Source organism: Gemmatimonadota bacterium, assembly GCA_026702745.1.
Classification (GTDB): Bacteria; JAAXHH01; JAAXHH01; order JAAXHH01; family JAAXHH01; genus JAAXHH01.
Window position 1 is genome coordinate 65,058 of the sequence record JAPPBT010000050.1, and the last position, 13,791, is coordinate 78,848.

Below are 13,791 nucleotides of genomic sequence, written 5' to 3' on the forward strand. Positions count from 1 at the left end.
ATGTCCCGTCCCGTTCCCCGGCCGATCCCGGCCGTCCCCGTCTGGTTCCCTTGAAGCCGGAGCGAACCACATATGACTGAGGTGCAGAAGACCCTGTTCCTGCTGGACGGGATGGCGCTGGCCTATCGCGGTCATTTCGGGTTGATCCGCAATCCGAGGATGACTTCGACGGGGATGAACGTATCCATGGTGTTCGCCATCGCCAATACCATCCTCGGCATCCTGAACAAGAACAGGCCCACCCATATCGCCGCGGTGTTCGATACGCCCGAGCCGACCCACCGCCACGAGCAGTATCCCGAGTACAAGGCGCAGCGGGACGCCATGCCCGAAGACCTGAGCATCGCGCTGCCCTTCCTGTTCCGGTTGATCGAGGGGTTCAATATCCCGGTGATCCGCGTCCCGGGCTGGGAGGCCGACGACGTGATCGGGACCCTGGCGAAGCAGGCCGACGAAGCGGGTTTTACCACCTTCATGGTCACGCCGGACAAGGACTACGCGCAACTCGTCTCCGAACAATCCTACATCTGCAAACCCGGGAACACCGGGGACAACTTCGAAACCATGGGCGTATCCGAGGTGCTGGAGAAATGGGGCGTCGAGCGTGTCGACCAGGTGATCGACGTACTCGGGCTCATGGGGGATACCAGCGACAACGTGCCCGGCGTCCCGGGCGTCGGCGAAAAGACCGCGCAGAAGCTCATCGCCCAGTTCGGATCCGTTGAGAACCTGCTGGAAAACACCCACCAGTTGAAGGGCAAGCAGAAGGAGCGCATCGAGGAGAACCGGGACATGGCCGTGTTGTCGAAGAGCCTGGTCACCATCGAGCGGGAGGTGCCGCTGGACGTCACGCCGGACGCATTGACCGTCAAGGAACGCAAGGAAGAAGACCTCAAGAAGCTGTTCGTCGAACTGGAGTTCAATACCCTGGGCAAGCGGCTATTCGGGGACGATTTCTCGGCGGCCCCCCGGCTGACCGTCGCCGGCACCCAGGAAGACCTGTTCGGGGGCGACCAGCTGAAGACGATCGCAGACGTGGAGCACGACTACCGCTGCGTCGACACCCCGGAAGCCCGCGCAGCGCTTATCGATTCACTTCGCAAGGCGTCGTCCTTCTGTTTCGACATGGAAACGACGAGCCTGGATCCCAAGACCTGCGAAATCCTGGGATTCGCCTTCTCGATCAAACCGCATACAGGCTATTACGTACCCATGCCGGAGGGCCGGGAGGAGGTATTGCAGGTCGCCGGCGAATTCCAGTCCCTTTTCGACGACTCCGGCCAGGAGCTCATCGGGCACAACATCAAGTTCGACCTCTCCGTGCTGCGGTGGCACGGGATCACCGTGTCCTGCCGCATCTTCGACACCATGCTGGCGGCCTACGTGACCGTGCCGGACCTGCGCCGGACCATGGACTATCTGTCGCAGGCCCTCCTGGGCTATACGCCGATCTCCATCACCACCCTCATCGGCGAGAAGGGCGAGGATCAGGGCACGCTGAAGGACGCACCGCTGGAGAAAGTCGTGGAGTACGCGGCCGAAGACGCGGATATCACGCTGCAGCTGGCCGAACTACTGCGGCCCCGGATCGGCGAGATGAACCAGGATACCGTCTTCACGGATATCGAATGCCCACTGGTGCCCGCTCTCGTGGAAATGGAGCACGAAGGCGTGCGGATGGACGTGGGCCAGCTCGAGCACCTGTCCCGCCTGCTCGATGAAGAGATCCAGCGGTCCTCGGACCGGATCACCGAGCTGGCCGGGGAACCCGTGGATTTCAATTCGGCGAAACAGCTCGGGCACATCCTCTTCGACAAGCTGAAAATCGATCCCAACGCCAAGCGCACGGCCAAGACGGGCCAGTACTCGACGGCGGAAGCCATACTGCGACGGCTCGCGCCCAAGCACGAGATCGTGGAGCAGATCCTCCACTACCGGATGTGCACCAAGCTGAATTCGGTTTACGTCAGCCAGTTGCCCCACGCCGTGTTTTCCGGGACGGGGCGCGTGCATACTTCCTACGAGCAGGCCGTGATCGCCACCGGTCGGATTCAGTCCCACGGGCCCAACCTGCAGACCATCCCGGTCCGCACGGAGATGGGCCGCCAGATCCGCAAGGCCTTCGTGCCGCGGGACGACGACTACCTCCTGATGGCCGCGGACTATTCCCAGATCGAACTGCGCATCGCCGCCGAGCTCAGCCGGGACGAGGGCATGATGGAGACCTTCATCCAGCACGAGGACATCCACTCGGCGACGGCCATGAAGATCTATGACGTAGACCCCGACGGGGTGACCGACGAGATGCGCCGGCGTGCCAAGACCGTCAATTTCGGCATCATCTACGGCATCTCCGCCTTCGGACTCGCCGAACGGCTCAACATCCCGCGGGGTCAGGGCCAGGAATTGATCGACCAGTACTTCGCGAAGTATCCGGGGACGCGCAAGTACATGGACGAAACGGTCAAGTTCGCCCAGGAGAACGGATTCGTCGAGACCATGACGGGCCGGCGCAGGTACCTGCGGGACATCAATTCCCGTAACAACACCACCAAGCGCGCCGAGGAGCGCGTCGCCATCAATTCCCGCATCCAGGGCACGGCAGCCGACCTGATCAAGCTGGCCATGACGCGGATACACAACGAACTAAAAAAACGGGCGTGCCGGACGCGGATGCTGCTGCAGGTGCATGACGAACTCGTCTTCGACCTGCATAAATCGGAACAGGATACCGTGCCCGGCCTGATCGAGGAATGCATGCGGAGCGCGCTGCCCATGACCGTGCCCATCGAGGTGGAAGTCGGCATCGGCGCGAACTGGCTGGAAGCCCATTGATGGCCTGGAAGCCCACTAGCGGCCCGGATGCTCGCGGGAGCGTCGGAGGCAGACAGCACACCTGAGAAAGGAAACATTCCAATGAGCGCAGGAAACGGCTGGATCCGGGTAGGTACCCTCGCGGACGTGCCGCCCGGGGAATCCCGCGCCGTTAAAATCAGCGAGGGGCGCAGCGTCGCCCTGTTCAACGTGGATGGCCGCATCCACGCCACCGACAACCAATGCCCCCACATGGGGTTTCCGCTGACGCGCGGCGTAGTGAAGGACGGCGTCCTGACCTGCGACTGGCACGGACGCAGCTTCGATCTCGAAGGCGGCGGGTGCTTCAACTACGAATGCGACGACCTGGAGACCTTTCCCGTCGACATCCGCGGGGACGAGCTATGGGTTCAGGCCGGGGACGCGACCTACCGGCGACGCGACCAGCACCTGCAGCTGCTCTGGGAGGGTCTCCTGAGCGGGGATTCGTGGACGATCTCCAAGGCCACCGCCCTGCTGCTGTCCGGCGGTGTATCGGAACACGACATCGTGCAGCTGGTCCTGCGGCACCTGGGCCGTCACGTGGCGTCGGAGCAGGACGCGGGCGGGGGCGGCAATATCGTTTCCCTCCTGGTCTCCGGCCTCGAAGTCGGCCGAAGGTACGACGGCGAGGACCGCCTGATGGCCCTGTCGCTGGCCGGCCGCGCGGCGTCGGGGCGGGCGTCTGAACGGCTCGAGGTCATCACGCTGCCGCCGCCCGTGCGCTGGGAACAGATCGACGGCTGGGTGCGCATGTTCTCCCGCAACATGCAGGATTTCAGGATAGAAAGGTGCCTGCACACGGCCCGCGAGAACGGCCAGGAAGCACACATCTTCAAGCTGCTGTTTGAATGCGCCGTAGCCCCCTATTTCCTGGGCTTCGCCCGAAACGTGGCCAACCTGGGGGACCTCGCCCGGGTGGTGGATACCTTCGGCTGGGGAGAGGCGTCCGAACTGGTCTGCAACCTTGGCGCCAAGATGGTCGGACGGGGCCGCGACGAGCCGGAGCGGTTTCACCGGGACGCGGTCCGCCTGCTCGAAGGCCTTGCGCCAGAGCTCGAATCGCGGGATTACGGCGCGAACACCCGCACCGACTACGACGAGAACGCATTCGTGGACGCCCTGTTGAGCGTGGACGTCGAACGGTCTTTCGAAGCCGTGGCCAAAGCCCTGCGGGACGGCGTGGCCATCGAGCGCCTCATCACGACCTTCGTCCTGCTCGCGGCGGACCGCATGGCCCGCACGCCCGTAAACGTCGACGCCGGATGGGGTTCCCTGTCCACCGAATACAACCTGGCGGCGTCCCTGCGGCACGTCCATGCCTATGGTGGACCCGCGGCCGCGGCGAAGGGCCTCTTCCACGCCGCCTGGCAGATCTTCGACAACCGGTGGATCAACATTCCCACCCGCGCCCTCGACGAACCGCTTCCGGGCCATCTGTCGGACGCGCCGGACGCGGCCACCGCTTCGGAGCGCATCGTCCATTCCATCAAGTCACTGGATATCCACGACGTGGGCGACCAGGTGGTAGGTTACCTGAACAGCGGGTTCGACGGTTCGGAACTGCTCAAGGATATCGGCCGGGCGATCCTGTGGGACGATACCAACATGGAGCTTCTGCCCACGTTGCGCGTCACCTTCAATGAATGGGAAGGCGGCGTTGCGGATGCGGGCGGTGCGGACGCCAACGGTGCGGACGCGGGCGGCGCTGATGCAAACGGTGCAGCCGCCGGCGGATCGGCGCACCCGTCCCGGTACCAGCTCCTGGTGGGACTGGCCCGGTACGCAACGGACGTGCGTTTGAACAAGAACAGCATGGCCTCCATCAACACGGCCATGCGGTTTTCTGAAGGGCGGACGACGGTCGAGGTATTTGACGACTAGGGATCGAAGGACTGCAGACGTGGATTATCTGACCAGTAACACACACGGATCATCGGAGAGGTAATCGGTTATGGCGACGGAACAGAATGGATTCGTACGGGTGGCGGGCGCCGACGAGGTGGTGGACGGCAAGCCCAAGGCCGTGAAAGTGGAGGGCAGGAGCATCGCCCTCTTCCGGCACAACGGGTCGATCTACGCCACGGACAACCAGTGTCCGCACATGGGCTATCCGCTCACGCGGGGCCGCGTCCGCAACGGCGTGTTGACCTGCGACTGGCACGGATGGAGCTACGACCTCGGCGGGGGAGGCTGTTTCACCGGCGGGTGCGACGACCTGGAGACCTTCCCGGTCGAAGAGCGGAACGGCGACGTATACGTAAGTGTCGGCGACGGCGGCTCGAAACGGTCCGACGCCCATTTCCTGCTGTTGAAGGAAGGGCTCTATTCCACGGACCAGTGGACCATATCCAAGGCAGTCGCCATCATGCTGGCGCGGGGCGTGTCCGAAGGGGACACGTTAGGCCTCATCATCCGTCACGGCGGCCGGCACATCGCCACGGAACGAGGCGCCAACGACGGCGGCGGAGAGGTTTCGGATTTCGTCAACGGGATCAAGGTAGCCCGTCAATACGAGAGCGACGACCGGATCATCCCGCTGACCTTCGCCGCCCATGGACTGTCGGGCCGCGCGGGGGACCGGCCGAGCATCCAGCGGCTGCCCGACCCGGTCACCTGGGAGAAACTCGAAGGCTGGATCCGGGTGTTTTCGAAAGATAAGAAATGGGAGGGCATCGAGAAGTGCCTGATCACCGCCCGGCGCATGGGTGGCCATGACCACGAGATCCTTCCACTGCTCTTCGAATGCGCCATGGCGCCCCATTTCCTCGGCAATTCGAACAATCTGCTCAACATCGGCTACATCGCGGAGGTGCTCGAGGAATTCGGATGGGACGAGGCAGAGGAACTGGTCTGCAACCTGTCGGCCAAGATCCTGGGCCAGGAGCGGGGGCTGCCCGACGAGATCCGGCAGTCGGCCATCGACCGGTTCATCGCCGACACGGCAACACTGGATGCCCTCGAAGACAGACAGGCCGGGGGTACCGCCGTGGCGTTCGACGAGGATGCCTTCGCCGAAGGCCTGGTCAGCGGCGAAATCGGACCGACCTTCGGTGCGGTCACGCAGGCGTTGAAAGACGGCGTATCCATCGATCGGATCGTGACGACCATGGTGATCCTCGCCGCGGACCGCATGGCACGCACGCCGGTGAACATGAACCCTGGCTGGGGGGGACTGGTCCGGGAGATGATGATGGCCTCCGCGGTGCGCAAGGCCCAGCGGTTTGCCGGATCCCGGGTCGCCGCCCAGGCCCTGTATCATGTCGCCTGGCAGTTCTACGGCGACCGTTGGCTGAACATCACCCACCGGCCCCTGTCCGAGTCCCGCGGCAGCCTGCCGCCGGGAAGCGCGGACGAGTCCGAAGCGATCGAAAGCGTCCTTTCATCCATCGAAAAGATCCAGATCAGGGATATCGGGCGGCAGACCCGGGACTACCTGCGTTCCGGCTACTCTGGAGACACGCTGCTCCGCGGCCTCGGCCTGGTAATCCTCAAGGACGACAATGGCCGCAATATCCTCTCCACGCTGCGGACGATCTTCGACGAGTGGACCCTGTGCGCGGATCACCCCTCGCGCAACCAGTTGCTGGTCGGCCTGGCGCGCTGGGCCACCGACAGCCGGCGTGCCACAGGCAGCCAGTCCGCCGCGGCGACTGCCCTCCGGTTCGCCAAGGGACAGACCGCGGTGGATCTGTACGAGGCGTAAAATCGGTTGGAAGCAATTACATTTTACAATGGGGTATTGAAATCAAGTGCAGCATGTAGTGAATCGCATGCAATTGTTACTACGGCGGGATTTGATAACTTGGATAACAGGTTGCGGAGAAGGTGAGCATGATTCATTCTTCATGAAGATTGACGATCTTTTTAAGACATTCCCTATGGTAAACACGAGAGGGGCCATCAGGATAGTCCTTGTGCCATACCCCTTCTTTCTTCCTGCCAACTTCAACTAAGTTACCGCAATAGCCACATGGTTTGTATTCTTCAGATTCTACGTGCCCTAAACGCTCAATCTTGACCATCATAATCCTCCCCCTTATCCCTTTATTCTCCGTACTTAACCTGGTAGGTGCGAACTACCGCATTCGCGTGGCGTTGCGGCGTGGTATTTATTCGGATCCCATCTTATTACTGGGCTAGAAACAGCTGGCTTTGAAGCGGATAGTAGGAAGTGGACCTTCTATTAAAGTTTCACGGCGTGGGTGTCGTTTAGCAATCGTGAAGCCTCCGCATTCTTTATTTCTTTGGCGGTGGCGGTGGTTTAGGTTGCGGCGGCCTACCTGGACTTTTAGTCTCTGGACGTGTCGTTGGCTTTCTGCCAGTACTCACTGATACCACTCCTTTGGCAAATTGTTACATGCAAAAAACAACATGAGAACAATACCAATTATAAGTGTTATGGGGGCGATCAGATTTAGAATCCAGTTAAACTTGAACCATAATTCCCCAGCCTCCTGACTACGGTTTTGGTTTTCAATCTTCATCTTGAACGCCATAAGGCAAGTGTAATACGCGACCACCTGTGCAATAAGTGAACTAACGAAGCATATCCAAGCCCATGTCAAATACGAAATATACTGTGGCGTACCTTCACCGACAAAATTCCTGTAAAATGCCATCGATACTATAAGAAAACCAGAAGCGACCTTTAAAATCGTACTATCCCTATCCCGTTCTGCTTGTTGATAGGTGTCTTGATCACGTTCTAATTCTTGTTCTGACATGCTCCTATCCCACTTCTTTAGAGTGGATCTCGCGATTTGATATACCCTAATCCTGATCGGCCATAAACCCCCTTTTCATGTTTTCACTGCGAAGTCCAGAAAGGGTAAACTTGTTGCTTTTCAACCTGTTGCACGGACCGCAAAGCAGTACACGATTAGAAATGTGATTCAAACCACCATCGGATCGTGGTGTGTTATGGTCCAACTCAAGGTAACGAGGATCATCGAACACACGGTCGCATCCCTGACACTTAGGGCCCTTTTGATCCAACAGGTGTTCATACATTTGATGGCGCGTATACTTAGGTCCTTCTGGTTCTTTAACCATCACCTTCGGACGAAGGTATGGTACGGCGGTTTCTCCATCGTCAGTCCGTTCAGGGAGTTCGCTGGTAAACGTCAAATCACCATGCAGGGGCATTACGCCCTGACCCTTCCCACCTTGTGGTTGGCTGCCGCCGAGCAATCCTTCCTGCTGCAATCGGTTTACAACAACCTCTGACGATTTTTCCCACAGGTCGATACCTACCCACTTCCGACCCAGTTTTTCGGCAGCAACAAGGGTTGTGGCACAACCTGCGAATGGATCCAAAACTACATCGTCTTCCTTACTAGATGCCTCAATTATGCGCCCGTACAGATTAAGAGGTTTCTGGGTAGGGTAGCCTGTGCGTTCCTTAGACGACGTGTTGATAATAGGGAAAAACCATTCAGCACTTACTGCTTTTCCTTTAGATACAACCTCGTCAAGATAGATGCGATATTCGTGGCTTTTGCCTTTTCCTGCATGGCCCCATATCCAATCTCGTCCTTCGTTATCTGTATGGACTTTTTGTTTTTTCATCTTTAGATAATCGTTTTTGTCGATAGGTTCGGTAATAGGATTAATTTTGTGTTTGTTTGATTTGCTGTAGAACAATATCAAATCATGTTTCGAGTTAAACCTCTTTTTCCCCACCATAAGCCTTCCCGTGTACATCCACGCAATCTCGTTTCGGAAATTAGCACGACCAAAAACCGCATCCATCAATTCCTTCAAGTAGTGGCTAGCGGCAGGGTCGCAATGAAGGTATATCGAACCTGTTGGTTTTAACAATCGACGCATCGCGATAAGGCGCACAGCCATGAAACACAAAAATGCGCCCATGTCATCTCCGTAACTGGAGCGAGAACCCTGTATGACGTGCATTACGTGAGGGTAATCATCCGATATTTGATCCACCCATTCCTCATGAACATCCTGTTCCCACGACCAACGATCTTGAAACTTGGCGCCGTCCGCGAGCGAGTCAGGCGTAGCATGAAAATCCCGTCCCTTGTTAAAGGGCGGATCGGTCGCAATCAAATCCACTGATTCGGAGTTCATGGCACGCATGAATTTCAAATTATCTCCGTGGAAGAGTGTGCGGTTATCCCAGTTAGGCGTTCCCAATTTTAAAACTCCTTATGCTACTAGATCGTTATATTACAATCACATACCACCTATTACTACATCAGTCAGTCACATTCGGTCCACAGTTCCCAGTAACCTGGCGTTGTGCCGAAATTCGATTTTGTCTGTATGCAGCCCCGAGTGCTTAACGCTCCGTGGTGATAGATATCGTGATACCTACGGTCAATGAGGTTCTATAAGGATTCTACGCCATTATTGGATGCTCTATATGGATGTGAGCTTGTCGCATTCGACTCCGCCGACAATAGCATTGTTAATTTGGCAGGACATTCCAATTCTGGCGTTTCCGCTTCAAAACCACTGCACAAACCAAGGTACGAATTTCCACGCTGAATTGAACGTGACGTATAGTACTCGGCCCAGTATCATCAAGGACATGCCTGTAATCCCGCACGTGATCAAGTTTATGCCAATAGCCCCCACTTGCAATAGCTAAATTGACCCGTCCCGTAACCTTCGGGACGCAAAAAACGGGCGACCCTTATACTTCCGGTATCGATGCGTTTGACGTTAAACTGGACGTTGAACTTCATGCACATCCGGTAGAACGGACCTTCAGCCACGATTGTTGCTCAAACCAACCCAGGGCTGTATGTTCATCAAGAATAACCGGGAAAATCCGATGTTGGACAAACCCTTGCTATGAACTCTATTGGGTCCCTTGAGTGCCAATTTTGTATCCTACTGTCGCACCTTTATCATCATTTGACTACTGGAGAATGTATGGATATATGGGAAGTAAAAACCGTATACGCCCTCAAATGATAGGGATCTTTTGATTTCAAAGCTGTACCGAACCCAGCTGGTGTTCAACAAACACTGACACCCACCTGTAACGTTAAGTACATTCTAGCTTTGTCTTGGTCTGAGATTTCCAATCTATAGAATAACCGAGGGGGGTTGTACTATGACCGCAATTGATGACCTACAAGCAACAGTTTTGTCGCTTGTCAGTCGTAAATCTGAAGGTACATATTGGGATTTCAAACGTGAGCATCACAAATCCAAATCGGATCTTATTCACGACATTCTTAGTCTTGCAAATGCAAAACATGAAGGTGATCGGTTTCTAGTTTACGGGGTTGATGATGGGTTTAGGTTGCATTCAATAAGAAACGACGGCGGTCGTAGATCTCAAGCAGATTTAGCGAGTATTTTCCGTGGAAACGCCAGTCGTTTTTTCAGTCTAGGTATCCAGAATTTTACTTACAAGAAATCTCGCTTTCGGGAATACAACTGGATGTATTAGTAATAGAGAACAATGCAAATAAACCTTTCTATCTTGTGCAGCAATACAAACAAATTCGAGCCCATCACATATACACGCGTGTTTGCGACACGAACACACCAGTCGATGAAGTCGCACCACCACATGAGATTGAGCGGATGTGGCGAGAGCGCTTTGGCTTGGATACGGCACCGTTACATAGGGTTAAAGGTTACTTGAACGACGCCGATTCGTGGTCATTGATCGACGATGACGGATGTACAGGGAACTATTACCACACTATGTTTCCCGAGTTCACACTGCTAGTTGCTGACGCAGAGGAACATATCGCTCGGAATGAGGAATGGACACGCGGAGAGCTGCATCACGAGAATAACCACGCGGGATATTTCGATATACTATATCATCAGACGAGGATAGCTCGCGTTCGTTACGTTAATTTCGATGATAACAGGAAAACGATGGTAGCACCCAATTGGAAGCCTCGTGGGCACGGACGGTTTTATTTCTACGAAGCAGACAGCATAAGTTACGCTGTTCAGCGGTTTTACTCAGGCACACGAGGTGACGACTCTACGAAGCTTTCCATTAGAGGTAACAGTAAACCCAGTCTCGACGCTCGCTCAAGATGGGGTCATGCGATGGAGATTCCAGTGGTTCTCCCAGGAGAATTGGCCGGATTTCTTAACTCAAATGGCGGTCTTAGAACTTTAGAACCAAGTATGAATGAGATCGAGCAATACGAAATTTACCTTCAGAATTTGCTTGATTTCGATGATTGGAGAAACCGGGGCAACAGAATGTGATTTAGACTGCAGGGCATTCGAATCTGCATCTTGCAGTAACCAAGGTACGAATTTGGAGGCCCTTCAAGATGATTACGAAAAACGGATGTGTGGGGCGGTGATCTTTGAAAGAACGTAGATTGAGATATGTTAAAGGTTTAATCTTCGTATGGGTGAATGGTCATGAGTACCGATCCAACTGACGGGCATCTTTATGATCTCTATCGTCTAGATCCGGACGAGGCCGACCGCCTGCTTTTCGGCCGTCGCACGTATCCCGACCGTCGCGGGTTCCTGAAGAACGCCGGCCTGGCGGCCATGGGCGCACTGGTCGGGGCCGCGATCCCCTTCCACCGCAACATGCCCGCCCACTTCATACCCGTAGCGCTCGCCGCCGAAGGTGTCATTACCGGCAAAGACGGCCTCACGGTCCTCAATGACCGGCCCATGTGCGCGGAGACCCCGCCGCACCTCCTCGATGACGCCATTACGCCCACCGAAAGACACTTCGTCCGCAACAACGGGTTGATGCCCGAGGACCTGGACGCATCGCGCTGGCAACTGGCCATCGACGGCCTGGTCGACCACCCATTGACACTCGGCCTCGAGGATCTTGGAGCACGCTTCGAAGTCGTAACCCGCGCGCTGGCCCTGGAATGCGCGGGCAACGGACGCGCATTCTTCGACCCGAAGACGAAGGGCGAACAGTGGACTTACGGCGCGGTGGCCTGCTCGGAGTGGACGGGGGTTCGACTTTCAGACGTGCTGGAAGCCGCTGGAATCCGGCGCGGCGCCGTCTACACCGCCCACTACGGCGCCGATACCCACCTTTCCGGCGCGTCGGCCGGGCTTCCCATCTCCCGCGGGGTGCCGATCGACAAGGCCATGGACCCGCACAATCTCATCGCCTTCGCCCAGAACGGCCGGCCGATCCACCCGATGAACGGCGGGCCGCTACGGCTGATTATACCTGGTTGGCCCGGTTCGTGTTCCCAGAAGTGGCTGACCCGCGTTGAGATCCGGGACCAGGTACACGACGGGCCCAAGATGACAGGGACCTCTTATCGCTTGCCGGACCGGGGGATCGCGCCCGGCGAGACCGTGGATGAAGAGGACTTCCGCATCATCGAAAACATGCCGGTGAAGTCGCTGATCACCCATCCCGCGACGGGACGCCGGACAACGGAAGGCTCGGTTGAAGTGCGCGGTCATGCGTGGGCAGGCGAGGGGCGCGTCGACGCGGTGGACCTGTCGAGCGACTTCGGGGCGACCTGGATGCCCGCGACGCTGGATGATCCGGTGAACGCCTACGCCTGGCAGAACTGGCGGTCCGCAGTGTCGTTCCCGCGGGAAGGGTATTACGAAGTCTGGGCCAGGGCGACGGATTCGCATGGCGTCAGCCAGCCCCACGCCATCGCGTGGAATCCCGGCGGCTACCTGAATAACGCCATGCACCGTATTGCTGTTTACATGGAGTAAACCCGACCTGCTGGAGTTTTATCTCACATTGCAAAGGGGGTATGTTGCGTGCATAAGGTTCAGGGATTCGGCGGGTTCTTCTTTCGGGCAGAGGATCCGGAAGGACTTACGAAATGGTACCATGATCACCTTGGCATCGATCCTGCTCCAACGAACATGGAGATGGCGCCCTGGGTGACCGAGTCCGGGGTCACGGTATTCTCACCATTCAACGCTGACACGGATTACTTCGCAACCGACAAGACATTCATGCTGAATTTCCGCGTAGCCGATCTGGACGCGATGATCAAACAGTTGAAGTCTGCGGATATCGAGGTCAGCCACGAAAACGAGATGGAGGGCATCGGTCGGTTCGCCCGTATCCACGACCCCGAAGGAAACGCGATCGAGCTTTGGGAACCCGCTTCGTGAGAATCGAACCTATGACAGTTGCAGGTGGATTAGAGTGCTGGGAGATGCGTATAAATGACTACAGAGGTACAACACGTCGGAAGCGACTTCGATGACTATCTGAATGTAGAAGGACTGACTCAAGAGGTAGAACGAGTCGCGATCAAGCGAGTGGTTGCTTATCAGGTGGGGCAATACATGTTGAATCAGGGACTGACCAAGACGGAAATGGCCCGGCGAATGCACACGAGTCGCGCCTCACTGGATCGCCTGCTGGATCCGGAAAACAGTTCGGTTACGTTGCAAACTCTCGAACGGGCGGCCCGTGCGCTTGGGAGACGTCTGCATATCGCCCTGGTTTGACGATGATCCCGATCTGCTACACGTTGTCCACCGCAGGCCGCGGCAGATCCGCCCAGTGGCCCGTGGGATCGGATCCTTTGACGATCACGCCTTCCTTGTTCCAGTTGAGTTCGGCGCGAACGGCGGCGGCGCAGAACCTGAGCGTCAGCCCGCAACGGCGGCGGTCCGACGAATTCAGGCCCGACCCGTGCAGCAGTAGGTCGCTGTGCAGCGAGATCTCTCCCGCCTTGAGTTCGATATCCACCTCGGTGCCGTACTCCCCGACCTCTTTCACCGTCTGGTTGAGCACGTTATTCTCGGCTTCTTCGCTCATGTGATAGGTAAGGTGCCCGAAGTGGTGCGATCCGGCCACGAAACGCATGCAGGCGTTGCCCGTGTCCGCGTCGTCGATGGCCAGCCAGGCGGTGACCGTCTTTGACGGCGAGAGGGGCCAGAAGCTGGCGTCCTGGTGCCAGTTGTCCTCCGCAGGGATTCCCAGCACGTCGGTTCTGTACGGCGTACCGTCGATGATTT

The 13,791-nt window shown here is 57.1% G+C and carries 10 protein-coding genes; 7 read left to right on the forward strand and 3 right to left on the reverse strand.

Going from position 1 to position 13,791, the window contains the following annotated elements:
- The first annotated feature begins 72 nt into the window (after positions 1-72).
- From polA to OXH56_07760, 3 genes are all read left to right on the forward strand, one after another.
- Positions 73-2,835 carry a DNA polymerase I gene (polA, locus tag OXH56_07750; protein MCY3555200.1) on the forward strand — a complete coding sequence of 921 codons (2,763 nt, stop codon included), beginning with the start codon at positions 73-75 and terminating at the stop codon, positions 2,833-2,835.
- Between the two features lie 81 nt (positions 2,836-2,916).
- Positions 2,917-4,737, forward strand: a complete 1,821-nt coding sequence (locus OXH56_07755; GenBank protein MCY3555201.1) for a Rieske (2Fe-2S) protein — start codon at positions 2,917-2,919, stop codon at positions 4,735-4,737.
- Positions 4,738-4,807: 70 nt separating this feature from the next.
- Positions 4,808-6,559 carry a Rieske (2Fe-2S) protein gene (locus OXH56_07760; protein MCY3555202.1) on the forward strand — a complete coding sequence of 584 codons (1,752 nt, stop codon included), beginning with the start codon at positions 4,808-4,810 and terminating at the stop codon, positions 6,557-6,559.
- A gap of 622 nt (positions 6,560-7,181) precedes the next feature.
- Here the strand turns inward: OXH56_07760 and OXH56_07765 are convergent.
- Positions 7,182-7,580, reverse strand: coding sequence for a hypothetical protein (locus OXH56_07765; protein MCY3555203.1), 399 nt, complete (start codon positions 7,578-7,580; stop codon positions 7,182-7,184).
- Positions 7,581-7,626: 46 nt separating this feature from the next.
- Positions 7,627-9,012, reverse strand: coding sequence for a DNA methyltransferase (locus OXH56_07770; protein MCY3555204.1), 1,386 nt, complete (start codon positions 9,010-9,012; stop codon positions 7,627-7,629).
- A 928-nt stretch (positions 9,013-9,940) separates the two neighbouring features.
- Here OXH56_07770 and OXH56_07775 point away from each other — a divergent pair.
- From OXH56_07775 to OXH56_07790, 4 genes are all read left to right on the forward strand, one after another.
- Positions 9,941-10,282 (forward strand): hypothetical protein, encoded by a 342-nt coding sequence (locus tag OXH56_07775; protein MCY3555205.1) that lies wholly within the window; start codon positions 9,941-9,943, stop codon positions 10,280-10,282.
- A 947-nt stretch (positions 10,283-11,229) separates the two neighbouring features.
- Positions 11,230-12,525 (forward strand): sulfite oxidase, encoded by a 1,296-nt coding sequence (locus OXH56_07780; GenBank protein ID MCY3555206.1) that lies wholly within the window; start codon positions 11,230-11,232, stop codon positions 12,523-12,525.
- Positions 12,526-12,573: 48 nt separating this feature from the next.
- Positions 12,574-12,936: a VOC family protein gene (locus tag OXH56_07785; GenBank protein ID MCY3555207.1), complete on the forward strand. Its 363-nt coding sequence runs from the start codon at positions 12,574-12,576 to the stop codon at positions 12,934-12,936.
- Between the two features lie 54 nt (positions 12,937-12,990).
- Positions 12,991-13,278 carry a helix-turn-helix transcriptional regulator gene (locus OXH56_07790; GenBank protein MCY3555208.1) on the forward strand — a complete coding sequence of 96 codons (288 nt, stop codon included), beginning with the start codon at positions 12,991-12,993 and terminating at the stop codon, positions 13,276-13,278.
- Between the two features lie 16 nt (positions 13,279-13,294).
- Here the strand turns inward: OXH56_07790 and OXH56_07795 are convergent.
- The coding region (locus tag OXH56_07795) for a phytanoyl-CoA dioxygenase family protein (protein MCY3555209.1) at positions 13,295-13,791 on the reverse strand (497 nt) is incomplete at its 5' end.

What these genes read in the sequence shown, in the direction of transcription:
- polA (MCY3555200.1), top strand. Translation starts at nt 73, where the DNA reads ATGACTGAGGTGCAGAAGACCCTGTTCCTGCTGGACGGGATGGCGCTG.
- OXH56_07755 (MCY3555201.1), top strand. Translation starts at nt 2,917, where the DNA reads ATGAGCGCAGGAAACGGCTGGATCCGGGTAGGTACCCTCGCGGACGTG.
- OXH56_07760 (MCY3555202.1), top strand. Translation starts at nt 4,808, where the DNA reads ATGGCGACGGAACAGAATGGATTCGTACGGGTGGCGGGCGCCGACGAG.
- OXH56_07765 (MCY3555203.1), bottom strand. Translation starts at nt 7,580, where the DNA reads ATGTCAGAACAAGAATTAGAACGTGATCAAGACACCTATCAACAAGCA.
- OXH56_07775 (MCY3555205.1), top strand. Translation starts at nt 9,941, where the DNA reads ATGACCGCAATTGATGACCTACAAGCAACAGTTTTGTCGCTTGTCAGT.
- OXH56_07780 (MCY3555206.1), top strand. Translation starts at nt 11,230, where the DNA reads ATGAGTACCGATCCAACTGACGGGCATCTTTATGATCTCTATCGTCTA.
- OXH56_07790 (MCY3555208.1), top strand. Translation starts at nt 12,991, where the DNA reads ATGACTACAGAGGTACAACACGTCGGAAGCGACTTCGATGACTATCTG.